Raw genomic sequence first — 20189 nt, forward strand, 5'->3', positions numbered from 1 at the left:
TAAAAATTATACTATTATTTCTTAATATTATTCTGTAATATTTTCCAAATCAAACATAAATGCATATGTCAAAGCCGTTCGTTTATACCTTTCAAAACGTCCAGAAGCTCCTCCGTGTCCAGTTTCCATATTACAATCCATAATTAATAAATTATCATCTGTTTTTAATTCCCGAAGTTTTGCAGTCCATTTTGCAGGTTCCCAATATTGCACCTGACTATCCCAGTAACCAGTTGTTACTAAAATATTAGGGTACTCTTTAGCTTCAACATTATCATAAGGAGAATATGATTTCATATAATCATAATATTCTTTAATCTTAGGGTTCCCCCATTCGTCAAATTCAAAAGTAGTTAACGGAATTGTTTCATCTAACATTGTTGAAACAACATCAACAAATGGTACGGCAGCCACAACACCATTCCATAATTCTGGTTTCATATTTAATATGGCACCCATCAATAATCCACCAGCACTTCCACCATAAGCATACATATGTTCGCTACTTGTATAACCTTGGCTTACCAAAAATTCACCAACACTAATAAAGTCTGTAAATGTATTTTTCTTTTTTAATAATTTACCCTCTTCATACCAATACCTTCCCATTTCTTGTCCTCCTCTAATATGAGCAATCGCATAAATAAATCCTCTATCTAATAAACTTAATCTGGTAGAACTAAAAGTGGGTTCAGAACTATTGCCATAAGAGCCATAAGAATATAGTAATAATGGAGTATTCTCATTTTTATTAATTCCTTTTTTATATACCAATGATACCGGTATTTTTGTTCCATCGTTTGCTGTGGCAAATAAACGTTCTGATGTATAATTATCTATTGAAAAATTAGGATCAATTACCTCTTGTTGCTTAAGCAATACTTGATCTTTTGTATCCATATTTATTTCAAAAGTACTTCTTGGAGTTGTTAATGATGAATAATTATAACGTAAAATTGGAGTATTAAAATCCAAATTTGAAGTTGGATTTGCTAAATAAGCAGGATCACTAAAATCCAAATAATATTCATCTCCTGCCCATTTTTTAATTCGAATAGCGGTTAAGCCTTTAATTCTTTCGGTAAGTACTAAATAATTTTTAAAAATATCAAACCCTTCAAATAAAACTGATTCTCTGTGCGGAATAACATCTACCCAATTTTCTTTTGAAGTTTTAGAAATTGGTGTTTTTACTAATTTAAAATTCTTAGCATTTAAATTTGTTCGGATGTAAAAATTATCTTCAAAGTGATCTACATAATATAATAAATCTTTTTCTCTTGGTTGAATTAGTGTCCAACTTCCATTAGGATTGTCAGCATCTATATAGCTGTATTCAGTTGAAAGAGTATGATAACTTACTGTCATTATATACTTTTTAGATTTCGATTTAAAAACACCACAGCCAAAAGTTTCATCTTTTTCTTCAAAAACTAATACATCTTCAGATTGGTCTGTACCCAAAACATGTTTATAAACTTTGTCAGTTCTTAAAGTAACTGGGTCTTTTTTAGTGTAAAAAACTGTTTTATTATCGTTTGCCCAGATCGCTCCCCCACTTGTATTGGTAAGAACATCAGGTAATAATTCTCCTGTATTTAAATTTTTGAAATAAATTGAATACCTACGTCTTGAAACGGTATCTATTCCATAGGCCAATAAAGTATTGTCTGGGCTTACTGAACGCGTACCAATCCCATAATACGAAAAACCTTTTGCCATTTCAGGGCCGTTAAGTAAAATTTCTTCCTCGTCATCATTAATTTTTTTTCTACAATATAATGCATAATCTCCACCCTCCTCAAATCTCGAATAATATGAATATCCGTTATCATTTACAGGAACGGATTGATCATCTTTTTTTATTCTTCCAACAATTTCATTATATAATTTTTCCTGAAACAAGTCAGTATGTTTCATGGCCTCGTTTAAATAAGCATTCTCAGCATTTAAATAATTTAAAACGTCATTTGTTTGATTATCATGAGTTTCAGATTTTTTTTGTTCATCACTCAAACGCATCCAAAAATAATTATCTATTCTTGTATCACCGTGATTTGTTAATTGTTCTGGTATAATTTTAGCTGTTGGTGCATGTGGTATGCTAATTACTGATTTTTCCTCATTTGTTTTACACGAAGATAAAAACACTAAAATTGTAAAAAGAAAATATAATGTATTTTTCATAATTTATTTAAGTTAAAATTTCAATTTAACTAAAGTAGTGAAAAAAAATGAGGGAATAATTTTAAACTATATTTTACCCTTAATAATAACTAAAAAAGCGATAGGTATGCCTATCGCTTTTAATTCAAACAATTTGTAATGATATTTGTGTCTACTCTTATATACCGAATCTTCTTTTACTATTCCATGTTATACTTTTAGCATTCTTAAAATCGACTGCTGTCATTCTTTTTTTCTTGTCCTGAATTTTTACTTTTTTGATAATTTTCATATCGTGTTTTTTTTAGTAGTTATTTATTGTACAAAATTACGATATATTTAATATGTGGCAAAATAATTATTACATATTTTGTAATTTTTTAACATAATAAGACATCATAATTAAATTATCCACAAAGTATGAAATATTAGCTTAGAATATGTTTAACAAATACAATTGTCACTCTATTTAACGCTATTTAAAATTTCGACAAAATTTGCTCTATTACTGTAGTCTGGATCATAATGAGCATAACTTATTTTTTTATTATTATTTATTATATAGGTAGCAGGCACGGGTAGTATATTATTATTGATTTCGTTGTACTCTGTTATCTTTTTTTTAGTAAATGATAAATATTTTGGAATATTCTCTTTATTAACTTCAATAGCAACCTTATAAGCATTCATAATTTTATTGTCAACATCATGAATAATTGAAAATGTAGCATTGAAATTTTTAGTAGTATTTAAAATCTTATCAACTTTTTCAGGAGTTACTACAATAACATAAAGTCCTTTTTTAGTTAATCCCTCAAGGTTTTCCTTTAAACTTAATAAATGTTTTTTGCAATGCGGACACCAATTCCCTCAATAAAAAAGTAATAAAACTTTGTTATTTTTTAATATTTCATCAGAATCAATATTAGAGTTAAATTAATCCATGCCAGTAATTCTAGGTGTATTTTCACCAACTTTTAAATAATCATTATTTATTTGTGAAAAACTTTTGCCAAATGAAAACAAAAGGAAAAGCATTATTAAAATAATATCTCATTTTATTGTTTTTAAGATGTATGTACACAGTCGTAAATAACATAAAACAATTACAATAAAATTTAGTCTTTAGAAGAATCAATAGAAATTTTTCCCGAAAGAATATCAAAATACATTTTAAAGTCTGATTTTAAACTCCAAAGTGGATATTTGAAAGTAGCAGGCTTATTTTTTTCAAAAAAGAAATGACCAACCCAAGCGAACCCATATCCGGCAATTGGTACTAAAATCCACAGTTTAGGGTTATTATGATATAGTGCTGTAATTGCCAATGCAAAAACAAAAGTAGTTCCTATAACATGTAATAATCTACATGTTTTATTGCTATGCTGTTTTAAATAAAATTTATAAAACTCATTATAAGATTTAATTCTTTCCTTCATAATTTATTTTTTTTAACAATTACAATTTACAACTAATTACCAAATTGAAAATAAAAAAAGACGCACCTTTAAATTCGACTTTTATATTCGGTTACTAAATGCGTTCATAAATCTTATAAATAACACCCAACATTACATTCCCTTTAAGAATTGTAAATAAACTAGTTATGATATAATTTGAATTAACTTTACTGAAATTTCTCGCCTCTCATTTCTGATTAGGATCATCAAGATCTGTCTTAGTCCAATCAATTAAATCTTCAGCATCTCTATTAAAAAACCTTATAATTTAAACCAAGCATAAAATTACTTTTTGGCATTGGCAAAAAACCAGATTCTATATAATCTGCATCAAAAATATTATTGGCAGTAGCTATAAAACTGAATTTATTAACGTCAACAATTATAGAAGCATCCCAAACATTATAACTAGTTCCTATTGTTCGTTCAGCGTGTTTGTAAATAATGTTTTGTCTTACATTTTTAAATATTTTACTTGTAAAGCGTGTAATAAATTGATGTTTTAATGTATTTAAAGAATAACGTGATAAATCTTTATTTTGATCTAAAATATCATCATCTAATAAATTATATGAAAAAGATAAAGTTTGATTGAAATTATTTATCTTAAAACGATAATCTGTATTTAACTCAAAGCCTTTAGTATTTACTTTTGCAAAATTAGTGGCTACATATTTAGTTGCTGTAACATCTGGCTTCACAAAATCAATTAAATTAGTTGCATTTCTATTAAAGATTGCCACAGAAGAAGTAAACCTTTCTGAATTATATTTCAGCCCTAATTCTTGTGCAAAAGCTTCTTCTGGTTTTAAATTAGGGTTCCCATTTGTACTGCTATCATTGTAATACAAATCTGTATATGTTGGTATTCTGTAAGTTATCCCTAAATTCCCATATAATTTTAATTTATCCGAAAATTGGTAACCAATATCTAACCCTGGAAATGCATGAAATTTAAAGTCCGAAAAGTAAGTTACAGCAACTCCTGGAGTTATATCTAATTTATCATGAGCCAATTTAAAACGATGTTCTAAAAACAAATTTGCCATTGTTCTATTTCTGTTCCCTAAATTATTACTACTAATAAAAACTCGAGAAACATCAATACCAAAACCTGTTATTCCAAAATCTGATGTGTAAGCCGCATTTGTTTCTAAACCTACTTTATTAGTAATGTGTAAATTTCTATAAAAACTTGGATCGTCTCTTTTCAATAAAAATATGTCTTGACCTCTTTTCCAATAAAATCTAGGTGTAATTTTAAAATTTTCTTTTTTAAAGGTTGATGAAACACCTAATAAACTGCTCTGAGTTTCTTCATACTCCTTAAAACCCCATGAAATTGGTGTGTAAAAATTTTGTGCACCATATTTCTTGTCGAAAAAAGTAGCCAATACTTCTATAGGTTGCTTTTTCTTGTTGAAAACCCCTTTTAAGAAGTAGTTATAATTGTTATAATCAGAATTATCTCTATAACCATCTGAAGTTAACGCACCAACATGTACAATGATTGATGAATTTTCAAACTCCTTTCCTACAGTTAGAGAACCGTTTAATTGTCCAAAAGAACCTGTTTCCATATTTGCAGAAACTGTGTCTTCTAATTTCTTTTTAGTAACAATATTTATTGCTCCAGTAAATGCATTCTGACCAAAAATTCTTGCTGCAGGACCTTTAATAATTTCTATGCGTTCAATAACCTCAATTGGTAAAGCAGCATTCATTGTGTGATGTCCTGTTTGAGAATCATCCATTTTAATACCATCAATTAAAAGTAACGTTTGATCAAAACCACCGCCTCTAATATATAAATCAGCTTGACTTCCTGCTGTTCCTCTTCTTCTTATATCTACACCTGCAACTTGTTGTAATAAATCAGCAACATTGTTAGCTGCACTATTATTTATGTCTTTTGATGTGATAATATTTATTGTTCTAGAGTTTTCTTTAAAAGGTAAATCTATTCTTGTAGAAATAATAATAACTTCTTTTAAGGTGTCTCTTTTTATAGGCTTATCTTGTGCATTTGCCTGTAAACCATAAAATAATATGGTAATTATTAATGTAATTTTAATTTTCATAAATAGTGATTTAAAAACGATGCAAAAGTAGTAACTTTCCGGACGATTAACATAGTCCAGTTTTAAAATGATAGATAGTCCGGTTAATACTCTTTTTAAACAGCTAATTAGTTTAGATAAATCTTTATCACAACCTCTATATTTACAGGTCTCGGTACAAATTATAAATGCTATACAGCGCCGCTATTTAACTAAAGGTACAATGCTGCCAGGAACCCGTGTATTAAGTCAATTATTAAAAGTCCATAGAAATACTGCAGTTGCAATTTACGAAGAGTTATCTTCACAAGGTTGGGTTGAAATTATACCAAATAAAGGCACATTTGTTTTAGAACCAGAGAAAAATACAGCAAAAATAAAAGCAACTTCTCAAAAAATAAATGAGGCATATACATATGCTAAAACAACAGGATTTCATTTTCAAAATTCTTTTCATTTAGCATCAACTGTTCAGTATACAAATGCTAAGTATACAATTAATGATGGTAAACCAGATTTACGCTTGCATCCTGTACATCAATTTACAAGATGGTATAGTGCTGCCATGAAACGAAAAACGTTAATAAATAAATGGAACAGATCACACGAAGTTTTCAACTCTTTATTCCAAACGCAGTTATGTAATTACCTAAATGCAACTAGAGGCTTTCATATAAGTCCAAATAACCTAATAAATACGCGTAGTACAGAAATGAGCTTGTACATTGTATCTCAACTCTTAATAAAACAAAACGATATAGTGTTAGTAGGACACTTAAGTAATTATGCATCTAATATGATTTTTCAACAAACTGGTGCAACCATAAAAACAATTCCTGTAGATAATGATGGTTTAGATATTGAGTACATAAAAAAACATTTTATAAAACATAGCATTAGATGTGTATATATATGCGCCCATAGAGATTATCCGACAGTAGTAAAATTAAGTGCAGAACGTCGTTTAGAGCTACTACAACTTGCTAAAGAGTATGGATTTGCCATTATTGAAGATGATTTTGATTACGATTTTCAGTTTGATGGTTCAGCAATGTTACCTATGGCAAGTGCAGATGCAAACGGTATGGTTATTTATTTAGGAAAAATTGGGCAGTCCTTATTTCCTAGTTTTCAAACAGGATTTGTAATAGCCCCAGAAAATCTGATCGCAGAAGCTAAGAATTATTTAGAATTACTAGATAAACAAGGCGACCTAATACAAGAACAAATACTATCAGAATTAATTAATGAAGGTGAAATATACCGCCTAATGAAAAAGAATATTGTGATCTATAAAAAAAGGCGAGATTTTTCATGTAATCTTTTAACTAAATATTTTTCAGGAACTGCACAATGGGAAATTCCTATCGGTGGATTAGCCATTTGGTTACAATTTCATCCTAAAATATCGTTACTTAAACTAGCTGAAGAATCCGAAAAAAACGATTTACTTCTACCAAAAACAATTCTTTATCAGAATAAAAACACTTGTGCCATTCGTTTTGGTTTTGGACATTTAAATGAAGAAGAAATAGAACTGGTTATTAAAAAATTAAAAAGAGCTTATGATAAGGTGATTTTAAAATAAAAAAAGCCGAACATTAAGTTCGGCTTTTTTATTTTATGCTTGCCCTGTTGGACCAAAATTCATTGGTATTGGAGGTTGTTCATAATCTTTAATTTCTCCATGACTTTTCTCAAACCTTTGTACATTATCCGCTAAGGCTTTAACCAATCGCTTCGCATGTTGAGGAGTTAAAATTATTCTTGATTTTACTTTAGCCTTTGGTTGCCCAGGCATTACGCTTATAAAATCAACGATAAATTCTGAAACAGAATGATTGATTATAGCCAAATTAGAATAAGTTCCTTCAGCTATTTTATCATCCAATTCAATATTAATTTGCCCTTCTTTATTAGGTTTTTGATCACTCATAATTAAAAACTTGAATCCATTTCTTCTTTAGACCCCACAATAATATTATCGTAAATTCTCATACCAGTTCCGGCAGGAATACGTTTACCAACAATTACATTCTCTTTTAGACCTTCTAAATCATCAACTTTACCACTTACTGCAGCTTCATTTAAAACTTTTGTTGTTTCTTGGAATGATGCCGCTGAAATAAATGACTTCGTTTGTAAAGAAGCTCTTGTAATTCCTTGTAAAATTTGCTCACCCGTTGCTGGATTTGCATCTCTGGCTTCAACTAAAGCCTTATCCTCTCTCCTTAACACTGAGTTTTCATCACGTAATTGACGAGGTGTAATAATTTGTCCTTCTTTTAAAACAGTTGAATCACCAGCGATCTCAACCACTTTCATTCCATAGATCTCATCATTCTGCTCTATAAAGTCATTTTTATGAACTAATTGATTCTCTAAGAATAATGTATCTCCTGAATCAATAATTTTCACTTTACGCATCATTTGACGAACTACTACTTCAAAATGCTTATCGTTAATTTTTACACCTTGTAAACGATAAACCTCTTGAATTTCATTTACCAAATACTCCTGGACTTTTGCAGGTCCTTGGATATTTAATATATCATTTGGTGTAACTGAACCTTCCGAAAGAGGCATACCAGCTTTAATGAAATCATTTTCCTGAACTAAGATTTGATTAGAAAGTTTAACTAAATACTTTTTAACATCGCCTAATTTAGATTCAACTATTATTTCACGATTACCACGTTTAATTTTTCCAAATGAAACTACACCATCAATTTGTGAAACAACTGCTGGATTAGAAGGGTTACGCGCCTCAAATAACTCAGTTACACGAGGTAAACCTCCCGTAATATCTCCAGATCTACCTGATTTACGAGGTATTTTAACAATTATCATACCTGATGCTATTTCATCGCCATCTTCAACAATTAAATGAGCACCTACCGGTAAGTTATATGATCTAATAACGTTATCATTTTTATCTTTTAACAATAAAGTTGGTATCGTTTTCTTATTTTTAGATTCTATAATTACTTTTTCTTGGAAACCTGTTTGTTCATCAATTTCAACAAGATAGTTAATTCCTCTTTCAATATTTTCAAATTGAATTGTTCCTGCAAATTCAGAAACAATAACACCATTAAATGGATCCCATTTACAAATTAATTCACCTCTTTTTAGCTTTTGACCATCAGCAACATAAATATATGAACCATAAGGAATGTTATTTGTACTTAATATCAAACCAGTTTTTTCATCAATTATTTTAATTTCTGAAGTTCGTGAAATAACTATATCAACATCATTTCCATCATTATCTTTTCCTTTTACAGTATTTAAATCTTCAATTAATGCTTTCCCTGCAAATTTAGTATCTACTGTATTGTTTTCAGAAATATTACCAGCTACCCCACCAACGTGGAATGTTCTTAAGGTTAACTGTGTACCAGGCTCACCAATTGATTGTGCCGCAACTACTCCAACTGCTTCACCAATTTGCACCATTTTTCGTGTTGATAGACTATGCCCATAACATTTAGAACAGATACCTTTTTTAGCTTCACAAGTTAATGCAGAACGAACTTCCACTGCACTAATAGCTGAGTTTTCAATGCGTTTAGCAACTTCAGTTAAAATTTCTTCACCTGATTTTACATAAACTTCTTCAGTTATTGGATCTATAATATCATGTAATGAAACACGACCGTCAATTCTTTCACTTAATGTTTCTACAATTTCATCATTCTTTTTAAGTGGCTCAACATTAAGTCCTCTTAAAGTTCCACAATCAAATTCATTAACAATAACATCTTGAGAAACATCAACCAAACGACGAGTTAAGTAACCAGCATCTGCTGTTTTTAATGCTGTATCTGCTAATCCTTTACGAGCACCGTGAGTTGATATAAAGTATTCTAAAATTGATAAACCTTCTTTAAAGTTTGATAAAATCGGGTTTTCAATAATTTCACCACCACCAGCTGTAGATTTTTTAGGTTTTGCCATTAATCCACGCATACCTGTTAACTGGCGAATTTGTTCTTTAGAACCCCTTGCACCAGAATCTAACATCATAAACACAGAGTTAAATCCTTGTTGGTCTTCACGTAAACGTTTCATTGAAAGTTCTGTTAAACGATTGTTAGTCGAACCCCAAATATCAATTACCTGATTGTAACGCTCTTTATTAGTTAACATACCCATATTATAGTTTGCCATAATATTGTCAACTTGTGCGTTTGCTTCAGCAATCATTGTATGCTTTTCTGGCGGAATAATAATATCACCTAAACTAAATGATAAACCACCTCGGAATGCGAATGTATATCCCATTCCTTTCATATCATCCAAGAATTTTCCAGTAGTTGGAACATCCGTCAGTTTTAAAACATGACCAATAATATCCCTTAACGATTTTTTATTTAAAACTTCGTTTACATAACCAGCAGCTTCAGGTACTACTTCATTAAATAGCACTCTACCAACTGTAGTTGAAATTATTTGATTAACAAGTTTTCCTTCTTCATTAAAATCTTTAGTTCTAACCTTTATACTAGCATTTAAGTCTACTGCCTTTTCATTAAATGCAATAGTTACTTCTTCAGGAGAATAAAAAGTTAAACCTTCACCTTTAATTGGATATTCTGGAGTCGATTTTCTTTCTTTAGTCATATAATATAAACCTAATACCATATCCTGTGAAGGTACAGTAATTGGAGCCCCATTTGCAGGGTTTAATATATTATGTGAACCCAATAATAGTAATTGACACTCTAAAATAGCTTCAGGTCCCAATGGTAAATGAACTGCCATTTGATCCCCATCAAAATCGGCATTAAATGCCGTACATGCCAATGGATGTAATTGAATTGCTTTCCCTTCAATTAATTTTGGTTGAAAAGCTTGAATTCCTAGACGGTGTAACGTAGGAGCACGGTTTAACATTACAGGATGTCCTTTTAAAACATTCTCTAATATATCCCATACAACTGGTTCTCTTTTATCAATAATTTTCTTTGCAGATTTTACTGTTTTTACAATTCCTCTTTCAATTAATTTTCTAATTACAAAAGGTTTGTATAATTCAGCTGCCATATCTTTTGGCAATCCACATTCGTGTAATTTTAATTCCGGTCCAACAACAATTACAGAACGTGCAGAATAATCAACACGTTTTCCTAAAAGGTTTTGACGGAAACGTCCTTGTTTACCTTTTAATGAATCTGATAATGATTTTAATGGACGGTTAGATTCCGTTTTTACAGCAGAAGATTTACGTGTGTTATCAAATAATGAATCAACAGATTCTTGTAACATACGCTTTTCATTACGTAAAATAACTTCAGGAGCTTTTATTTCAACCAATCTTTTTAAACGATTGTTTCTAATAATTACTCTTCTATATAAATCATTTAAATCTGAAGTTGCAAAACGACCACCATCTAATGGTACTAATGGACGTAATTCTGGTGGTGTCACCGGAATTACTTTCATTATCATCCATTCCGGACGGTTTTCTCTATTTTTGTTAGCATCTCTAAAAGACTCAACTACGTTTAATCTTTTTAATGCTTCAGTTTTACGTTGTTTAGATGTTTCTGTATTTGCTTTGTGACGAAGTTCATACGACAACTCATCTAAATCAATTCTATTAAATAAATCAATTAAACAAGACGCACCCATTTTAGCAATAAACTTATCTGGGTCATTATCATCTAAATATTGATTTTCAACTGGGAACGATTCAAGAATATCCAAATATTCTTCTTCCGTTAAGAAATCCATTTTTTGCAATGGTTCTCCTTCCGCATTTTTTGCACCAGCAGGTTGAATTACTACATAACGTTCATAGTAAATTATCATATCTAACTTTTTAGATGGTAAACCTAAAAGGTATCCCATTTTGTTAGGTAATGATTTAAAATACCAAATGTGAGCAACAGGAACAACTAAATTAATGTGTCCTACTCTATCTCTACGAACTTTTTTCTCTGTTACTTCAACACCACATCGATCACAAACTATCCCTTTATAACGAATTCTCTTGTATTTACCACAAGCACATTCATAATCTTTTATAGGGCCAAAAATACGTTCACAAAACAACCCATCTCTTTCAGGTTTGTGCGTACGGTAATTTATAGTTTCTGGTTTTAATACCTCTCCTTTTGATTTCTCTAGAATTGCTTCTGGAGATGATAAACCAATTGAAATTTTATTAAACTTTTTTACAGTGTATTTATCGGTTTTTCTTGCCATAATAATATTGATGGATTCGAATTTTAAAAATGTAAAAATATATTAATAGTTAGGAGTGTTTAGCTCCTAACTATTTTTTAGTTGTTATTCCTCTAATCTAACGTCTAATCCAAGACCTCTCAGTTCATGCATTAATACGTTAAATGATTCTGGCAATCCAGGTTCTGGCATAGGGTCTCCTTTTACAATAGCCTCATATGTTTTAGCTCTTCCTAAAACATCATCAGATTTTACTGTTAAGATTTCACGTAATGTACTTGATGCACCATATGCTTCAAGTGCCCAAACCTCCATTTCACCAAAACGCTGACCTCCAAATTGTGCTTTACCACCAAGTGGTTGTTGCGTAATTAAAGAGTATGGCCCAATTGAACGAGCGTGCATCTTGTCATCAATCATATGACCTAATTTAATCATATAAATAACTCCAACCGTCGCTTTTTGATCAAAACGTTGTCCCGTTCCACCATCATACAAATATGTATGACCATATTGCGGTACACCAGCATCATCCGTTATTTGATTAATTTGATCAATTGTAGCACCATCAAAAATTGGTGTAGCATATTTTTTATCTAATTTTTGACCAGCCCATCCAAGAACTGTTTCATAAATTTGACCAATATTCATACGAGATGGTACACCTAATGGATTTAATACAATATCAACTGGAGTTCCGTCTTCCAAGAAAGGCATATCTTCCTGACGAACGATACGTGCAACAATACCTTTGTTACCATGTCGTCCTGCCATTTTATCCCCAACTTTCAACTTACGTTTCTTAGCAATGTAAATTTTTGCAAGTTTTAAAATCCCTGCTGGTAATTCATCACCAACTGAAACTGTAAATTTCTCACGCCTTAAAGAACCTTGTAAATCATTTACTTTAATCTTATAGTTGTGAATCAATTCAGTAACCAAAGAATTTAAATGAGTATCTGTAGTCCAAACTCCTTTTGTTAAGTAATTGAAATCAGGAACTGCATTTAACATTTTTAAAGTAAACTTCTTTCCTTTTTGAAGAACTTCTTCACTTAAATCATTCTGAACACCTTGAGAAGTTTTTCCACTAATTAAAGTGAATAATTTTTCAATTAGAACAGTTCTCAAATCTTCTAGTTTTGCTGTATACTTACTCTCTAAATTAGCAATACTAACTTTATCCTGAGCTCGTTTAGATTTATCTTTAACGGCACGTTCAAATAATTTCTTATCAATAACAACACCTCTTAAAGATGGTGAAGCTTTTAATGATGCATCTTTTACATCACCTGCTTTATCACCAAAAATTGCTCTTAGTAATTTTTCTTCAGGTGTTGGATCAGATTCTCCTTTTGGTGTAATCTTACCAATTAAGATATCTCCAGGTTTCACTTCTGCACCAATACGAATCATTCCATTTTCATCTAAATCTTTCGTAGCTTCTTCTGAAACGTTAGGAATATCATTAGTTAATTCCTCAGCACCCAATTTAGTATCTCTAACATCCATTGAATATTCATCAATATGAATAGAGGTGAAAATATCTTCTTTAACAACTTTTTCAGAAATAACAATTGCATCCTCAAAATTATAACCTTTCCAAGGCATAAACGCAACTTTCATATTTCTACCAAGAGCTAATTCACCTTTTTGTGTTGCATAACCTTCACAAAGAACTTGTCCTTCAACAACTCTATCACCTTTTTGAACAATTGGTTTTAGGTTTATAGAAGTTCCTTGGTTTGTTTTTCTAAATTTAATTAAATTGTAAGATTTGTTGTCGCCATCAAAACTTACCATACGATCTTCATCAGACTTATCGTATTTAATTTCAATCGTATCCGCATCAACATATTCTACAACTCCAGCTCCTTCAGCATTCATTAAAATACGAGAATCTTTTGCTACCCTTCTTTCTAAACCTGTACCAACAATTGGAGATTCAGGTTTTAATAAAGGAACTGCCTGACGCATCATATTTGATCCCATCAATGCACGGTTTGCATCATCATGTTCTAAAAATGGAATTAAAGATGCCGATATAGAAGCAATTTGATTAGGAGCTACATCCATAAAGTTAACCTTTGTTGGCTCAACCACAGGATAATCCGCTTCTTCTCGAACGATTACTTTATCTGCCACAAATCTCCCTTCTTCAGTTAAAGGTAAATTTGACTGTGCAAATTTCATTCCTTCTTCTTCCTCAGCACTTAAATATCTAGGCTCTTCAGTAATATTAACATTACCATCAATCACCTCTCTATAAGGAGTTTCAATAAATCCTAAATTATTTACTTTGGCAAATACCGCTAATGATGATATTAACCCAATATTTGGACCCTCAGGTGTTTCAATTGGACATAAACGACCATAGTGAGTGTAATGAACATCACGCACCTCAAAACCTGCTCTTTCTCTAGATAAACCTCCAGGTCCTAGTGCAGATAATCTACGTTTATGAGTAATTTCAGCTAATGGATTCGTTTGATCCATAAATTGAGATAGCTGATTTGTTCCAAAAAATGAATTTATTACTGATGATAACGTTTTAGCATTAATTAAATCAATAGGTGTAAATACTTCATTATCTCTTACATTCATTCTTTCTCTAATGGTACGAGCCATACGAGATAAACCAACACCAAATTGACTAGCTAATTGCTCTCCAACAGTACGAACACGACGATTTGACAAATGGTCAATATCATCAACTTCTGCTTTTGAGTTTACTAATTTTATTAAGTTTTTAATAATAGTAATAATATCAACTTTAGTTAAAACTTTTTGATCAACATCTTCATTCAAGTTTAACTTTTTATTCATTCTGTATCGTCCAACTTCACCTAAATTGTAACGTTGCTCTGAAAAGAATAATTTATCAATAATACCTTTAGCCGTTTCAAAATCTGGCTGTTCAGCATTACGTAATTGTCTATAGATATGCTCAACAGCTTCCTTTTCAGAATTTGTTGGATCTTTTTGCAATGTATTATGAATAATGGCATAATCAGCCATTTCATTATCTTCTTTATGAAGTAAAATGGTTTTTGTACCTGATTCAATTATTTCTTCAATTTGCTCTTTTTCTAAAATTGTATCTCTATCTAATACAATTTCATTTCTTTCAATAGAAACAACTTCTCCAGTATCTTCATCCACAAAGTCCTCAAACCAAGTTTTTAAAACACGTGCAGCTAATTTTCTACCTAAATATTTTTTAAGACCACTTTTTGAAACTTTTACCTCTTCAGCAAGGTCAAAAATTTCAAGAATATCTTTATCTCTTTCATAACCAATTGCTCTAAATAATGTGGTTACCGGTAATTTTTTCTTTCTATCAATATAAGCATACATTACTTGATTGATATCTGTTGCAAACTCAATCCAAGAACCTTTGAAAGGAATTACTCTTGCTGAATATAATTTTGTACCGTTTGCATGGAATGACTGTCCAAAGAATACCCCTGGAGAACGGTGTAATTGAGAAACTACAACTCTTTCTGCACCATTTATTACAAAAGTACCACTGTTAGTCATATAAGGAATTGTCCCTAAATATACATCTTGAACAATTGTCTCAAAATCTTCATGTTCTGGGTCAGTACAATAAAGTTTTAAACGCGCTTTTAAAGGAACGCAATAAGTCAATCCTCTTTCAATACATTCTTGAATCGAATATCTTGGAGGGTCAACAAAGTAGTCTATAAACTCTAACACAAATTGGTTTCGAGTATCTGTAATTGGGAAGTTATCAAGGAAGGTCTTGTATAATCCTTCCGTACTTCGTTCGTCAGCTTTAGTTTTTAATTGGAAAAAATCTTGAAACGATTTTACTTGAATATCTAAAAAATCAGGATATTCAGTTACCAATTTAGCTGATGCAAAGTTTATTCTTTCGGTGAAATTTTTTGATGCCAATGGACAAAAACTTTAAGTTAAAAAACTATTAAAATATAAGAACGAATATATACGCAAAATGGTTTAGGTCTTAGGATTACCCCAGACCTAAACCTTAAATTGTTTTAGCTGTTGAAAGCTTATTTAAGCTCAACCTCTGCTCCAGCTTCTTCTAATGATGCTTTCAATGCTTCCGCTTCATCTTTAGAAACACCTTCTTTTACAGGTGCGGGTGCGCTATCTACAACACCTTTAGCTTCTTTTAATCCTAAACCAGTTAATTCCTTAACTAATTTTACAACTGCTAATTTAGATCCACCTGCCGCTTTTAATATTACATCAAATTCAGTTTGTTCAGCTTCTGCTGAATCTCCTGCTGCTGCTGGTCCAGCTACTGCTACTGCAGCTGCTGCTGGTTCAATACCATATTCATCTTTCAAAATATTAGCTAACTCGTTTACTTCTTTAACTGTTAAGTTAACAAGTTGTTCTGCGAAATCTTTCAAATCTGCCATTTCTCTTTGTTTAATTTTTATTATTTAGTTTATTAGTGCGCTTGTTTTATTTCTCTGATAATGTTTTAATAATACCAGATAGTTTATTACCACCAGACTGTAATGCTGAAACAACATTTTTAGCTGGAGATTGTAATAATGTAATAATATCTCCGATAAGTTCTTCTTTAGATTTAATGTTAACTAAAGCATCTAATTGGTCATCCCCAACATAAATTGCCTCTTCAACATAAGCACCTTTTAATAAAGGCTTATCAGATTTTTTACGAAATTCTTTTATTAATTTTGCTGGAGCATTTCCAGTATCTGATACCATTAATGAAGTATTTCCTTTTAAAACTGAAGGTAATTCTCCAAAATCTTTATCAGACTTTTCCATTGCTTTTTCTAACAATGTGTTTTTAACAACTGCAAGTTTAATATTTGCTTTAAAGCAAGCTCTACGTAAGTTAGAGGTTTGTAAAGCATTTAATCCTGAAATATCTGCTAAATAGATAATATTTCCTTCAGTTAACTTTGTTGTTAAAGCTTCTATTACTTGTGATTTTTCTTCTCTCGTCATAATTTCTGAGTTTTAACAATTAAACTGATTTGATATCAATATTTAAACCTGGACTCATAGTACTTGATAAATAAATACTTTTAATATAAATTCCTTTTGAAGCCGTTGGCTTCAACTTTATTAAAGTATTTATTAATTCACTAGCATTTTCAGCAATTTTATCTGCATCAAAAGACGCTTTTGCTATACCTGCATGTACAATACCTGATTTTTCAACTTTAAAGTCAATTTTACCAGCTTTTACTTCTGCAACAGCTTTTGCAACATCCATAGTTACAGTACCTGTTTTAGGGTTAGGCATTAAACCTCTTGGTCCTAAAACACGGCCTAAAGGACCTAATTTACCCATAACACTCGGCATTGTAATTATTACATCAACATCTGTCCATCCATCTTTAATTTTTTGAAGGTATTCATCTAACCCAACATAATCAGCGCCAGCTTCCTTAGCTTCGTCTTCTTTATCTGGAGTTACTAATGCTAAAACTTTAACATCTTTACCGGTTCCGTGAGGTAATGTTACAACCCCTCTTACCATTTGATTTGCTTTACGAGGATCAACTCCCAATCTAACAGCTAAATCAATAGATGCATCAAAATTTACATTAGTAATTTCTTTTACTAAAGCAGAAGCATCTTTTAAAGAATAAGCCTGATTTGCATCAATCTTTGCTTGCGCTTCTTTTCGCTTTTTAGTTAATTTTGCCATTTTTAATAACTGTTTTATTTTTTAACTGGAGCTACTCCTTTTACTCTAATACCCATTGATCGTGCAGTTCCTGCCATCATTAACATAGCTGATTCTACAGTAAATGCATTTAAATCTACCATTTTATCTTCAGCAATTGTTTTCAATTGATCCCAAGTAACTGTAGCTACCTTATTTCTATTAGGTTCTGGAGAACCTTTTTTCACTTTAGCTGCTTCTAAAATTTGAACAGCCGCCGGTGGAGTTTTAATAACAAATTCGAAAGATTTATCTTTATAAACTGTAATTGCTACAGGTAAAACTTTCCCTTGTTTATCTTGAGTTCTTGCATTAAATTGCTTACAGAACTCCATTATATTAACTCCGGCAGCACCTAAAGCTGGTCCAACTGGTGGTGACGGGTTTGCCGCACCTCCACGAACTTGTAATTTTACTACTTTACTAACTTCTTTTGCCATTTTTAATTCTTAAATTAGATACTACACTTTTTTGGAAGCAAAATGCAATACCACATTATTTATGTAACTATTATGAAATTTTATCTACTTGCATATAACTTAATTCTAATGGTGTTTTTCTACCGAAAATTTTAACCATTACTTCAAGTTTACGCTTTTCTTCATTTATTTTTTCAATAGTACCATCAAAACCATTAAATGGTCCATCTATTACTTTTACCGTTTCACCAACTACATAAGGTATTGAAAAATTATCATTTTGAACTGATAACTCATCAACTTTACCTAGCATACGGTTTATTTCGTTAGGTCTCATAGGAACAGGGTCACCACCTTTCACTTCACCTAAAAACCCAATAACACCGGTAATTGATTTAATTATATGCGGAAGTTCACCACTTAAGTTAGCTTCTATCATTACATAACCCGGAAAATAAACACGTTCTTTGTGAATTTTTTTTCCATTACGTACTTGAATAACCTTTTCTGTCGGTACCATAACTCTATCAACATAATCTGTCATACCTAAACGAGCAATTTCATTTTCAATATAAGTTTTAACCTTATTTTCTTGCCCACCGATAGCTCTTACTACGTACCATTTTTTTACAGAATCAGACATACTAAACTTTAATGATTAAAATAATTTAAAATACTCACTTAAACCTGTTTGGAAAAACTTATCTACCGCAAATACCGCTAATGCAAACAATACTGTAAATATAGCAACAACTACTGTAGATTTTTGAGCTTCAGCCCAAGGTATCCATGAGACTTTATTACGTAACTCTTCAAATGAGTCTTTTATATATTTAACTAAATTCATTTCATTAATTTTTGCACGGGTGGAGAGACTCGAACTCCCGACACCTGGTTTTGGAGACCAGTGCTCTACCAACTGAGCTACACCCGTAAATATAAGGTGCCCCCAATAAAGAAGCACCTTAATTTTATTATTACTAGGTATATTTTTTAGTCTAACATCTCAGTTACCTGACCTGCTCCTACTGTTCTACCTCCCTCACGAATTGCAAAACGTAGACCTACGTTTAATGCAATTGGTTGGTGTAATTCTACATGAATAGTTAAGTTATCACCTGGCATTACCATTTCAACTCCTTCAGGTAACATAATAGTACCTGTTACGTCAGTTGTACGTACGTAAAACTGTGGACGGTAATTGTTGTGGAATGGCGTGTGACGACCACCTTCTTCTTTTTTAAGAACATAAACCTCAGCCTTAAATTTAGCATGAGGAGTTACAGAACCTGGCTTACAGATTACCATACCTCTTTTTATATCTTCTTTTGCAATACCTCTTAATAAGATACCAACGTTATCTCCAGCCTCACCTCTATCTAATATTTTACGGAACATTTCAACTCCTGTTACAGTAGAAGTTAATTTCTCTGCCCCCATACCAATAATATCAACTGCATCACCAGTATTGGCAACACCTGTTTCAATACGACCAGTTGCAACAGTTCCACGACCAGTAATTGAAAATACATCTTCAATTGGCATTAAGAAATCTTTATCAACATCACGTTTTGGTAATTCAATCCAAGTATCAACGGCATCCATTAATTCCATGATTTTATCCATCCACTTTGGTTCTTTATTCAATCCACCTAAAGCAGAACCTTGAATAACAGGAGTATTATCACCATCATAATCGTAGAAAGATAATAAATCTCTGATTTCCATCTCTACCAATTCTAATAGTTCTTCATCATCAACCATATCCACTTTATTCATGAATACAACTAATCTAGGAATACCTACCTGACGACCTAATAAGATATGCTCTCTAGTTTGAGGCATTGGTCCATCCGTTGCAGCTACAACGATGATTGCACCATCCATTTGAGCCGCACCAGTAACCATATTCTTTACGTAATCCGCGTGACCTGGACAGTCAACGTGAGCGTAATGACGATTAGCAGTTTGATACTCTACGTGTGCAGTATTAATTGTAATACCTCTTTCTTTTTCTTCCGGTGCATTATCGATTTGATCGAAATTCATTATTTTAGAAAGTCCCTTCTCTGCTAATACAACAGTAATAGCAGCTGTTAAGGTTGTTTTACCGTGATCAACGTGTCCAATAGTACCAATGTTTAAATGTGGTTTCGAACGATCAAAGGTTTCTTTAGCCATAATTGTT

The 20189-nt window shown here is 31.5% G+C and carries 14 protein-coding genes, 1 tRNA gene and 1 pseudogene; 1 reads left to right on the forward strand and 15 read right to left on the reverse strand.

Going from position 1 to position 20189, the window contains the following annotated elements; all coding sequences use genetic code 11:
- Positions 1-27 precede the first annotated feature (27 nt).
- The 4 genes and pseudogenes from CHB63_RS09600 to CHB63_RS09615 form a co-directional block, all read right to left on the reverse strand.
- Positions 28-2187: a S9 family peptidase gene (locus CHB63_RS09600; RefSeq protein WP_089378253.1), complete on the reverse strand. Its 2160-nt coding sequence runs from the start codon at positions 2185-2187 to the stop codon at positions 28-30.
- Between the two features lie 444 nt (positions 2188-2631).
- Positions 2632-3024 (reverse strand): annotated as a pseudogene (locus tag CHB63_RS17160) (redoxin domain-containing protein); the annotation flags it as partial.
- A gap of 260 nt (positions 3025-3284) precedes the next feature.
- Positions 3285-3605 carry a DUF962 domain-containing protein gene (locus tag CHB63_RS09610; RefSeq protein WP_089378255.1) on the reverse strand — a complete coding sequence of 107 codons (321 nt, stop codon included), beginning with the start codon at positions 3603-3605 and terminating at the stop codon, positions 3285-3287.
- 272 nt (positions 3606-3877) lie between these two features.
- The gene (locus CHB63_RS09615) at positions 3878-5707 is read right to left on the reverse strand and encodes a TonB-dependent receptor plug domain-containing protein (protein ID WP_089378256.1); all 1830 of its coding nucleotides are present in this window, start codon (positions 5705-5707) and stop codon (positions 3878-3880) included.
- Between the two features lie 67 nt (positions 5708-5774).
- Here CHB63_RS09615 and CHB63_RS09620 point away from each other — a divergent pair, with 67 nt between their 5' ends.
- On the forward strand, positions 5775-7274 hold the full coding sequence (locus CHB63_RS09620; protein WP_089378257.1) for an aminotransferase-like domain-containing protein: 1500 nt from the start codon (positions 5775-5777) through the stop codon (positions 7272-7274).
- Positions 7275-7307: 33 nt separating this feature from the next.
- Here the strand turns inward: CHB63_RS09620 and CHB63_RS09625 are convergent, their stop codons facing one another.
- From CHB63_RS09625 to tuf, 11 genes are all read right to left on the reverse strand, one after another.
- The gene (locus CHB63_RS09625; protein ID WP_089378258.1) at positions 7308-7622 is read right to left on the reverse strand and encodes a DUF3467 domain-containing protein; all 315 of its coding nucleotides are present in this window, start codon (positions 7620-7622) and stop codon (positions 7308-7310) included.
- 2 nt (positions 7623-7624) lie between these two features.
- Positions 7625-11899, reverse strand: coding sequence for a DNA-directed RNA polymerase subunit beta' (gene rpoC / locus CHB63_RS09630; protein WP_089378259.1), 4275 nt, complete (start codon positions 11897-11899; stop codon positions 7625-7627).
- A gap of 84 nt (positions 11900-11983) precedes the next feature.
- The gene (gene rpoB / locus CHB63_RS09635; protein WP_089378260.1) at positions 11984-15799 is read right to left on the reverse strand and encodes a DNA-directed RNA polymerase subunit beta; all 3816 of its coding nucleotides are present in this window, start codon (positions 15797-15799) and stop codon (positions 11984-11986) included.
- Positions 15800-15918: 119 nt separating this feature from the next.
- Positions 15919-16293 carry a 50S ribosomal protein L7/L12 gene (rplL, locus tag CHB63_RS09640; protein WP_089378261.1) on the reverse strand — a complete coding sequence of 125 codons (375 nt, stop codon included), beginning with the start codon at positions 16291-16293 and terminating at the stop codon, positions 15919-15921.
- A 46-nt stretch (positions 16294-16339) separates the two neighbouring features.
- Positions 16340-16855, reverse strand: a complete 516-nt coding sequence (gene rplJ / locus CHB63_RS09645; protein ID WP_089378262.1) for a 50S ribosomal protein L10 — start codon at positions 16853-16855, stop codon at positions 16340-16342.
- Between the two features lie 19 nt (positions 16856-16874).
- A complete protein-coding gene (rplA, locus tag CHB63_RS09650) occupies positions 16875-17564 on the reverse strand; it encodes a 50S ribosomal protein L1 (protein WP_089378263.1) in 690 nt (229 codons plus the stop codon).
- A gap of 14 nt (positions 17565-17578) precedes the next feature.
- Complete coding sequence (gene rplK, locus CHB63_RS09655) at positions 17579-18022, reverse strand: 50S ribosomal protein L11 (RefSeq protein ID WP_089378264.1); 444 nt, start codon at positions 18020-18022, stop codon at positions 17579-17581.
- Positions 18023-18092: 70 nt separating this feature from the next.
- Positions 18093-18644 (reverse strand): transcription termination/antitermination protein NusG, encoded by a 552-nt coding sequence (gene nusG / locus CHB63_RS09660; protein ID WP_089378265.1) that lies wholly within the window; start codon positions 18642-18644, stop codon positions 18093-18095.
- 15 nt (positions 18645-18659) lie between these two features.
- Positions 18660-18848 carry a preprotein translocase subunit SecE gene (gene secE / locus CHB63_RS09665; protein ID WP_089378266.1) on the reverse strand — a complete coding sequence of 63 codons (189 nt, stop codon included), beginning with the start codon at positions 18846-18848 and terminating at the stop codon, positions 18660-18662.
- 14 nt (positions 18849-18862) lie between these two features.
- A tRNA-Trp gene (locus CHB63_RS09670) sits at positions 18863-18935 on the reverse strand.
- 59 nt (positions 18936-18994) lie between these two features.
- Positions 18995-20182, reverse strand: a complete 1188-nt coding sequence (gene tuf, locus CHB63_RS09675; RefSeq protein ID WP_089378267.1) for an elongation factor Tu — start codon at positions 20180-20182, stop codon at positions 18995-18997.
- Between the last annotated feature and the right edge of the window lie 7 nt (positions 20183-20189).

This window comes from Lutibacter flavus (genome assembly GCF_900188355.1).
Lineage (GTDB): Bacteria > Bacteroidota > Bacteroidia > Flavobacteriales > Flavobacteriaceae > Lutibacter > Lutibacter flavus.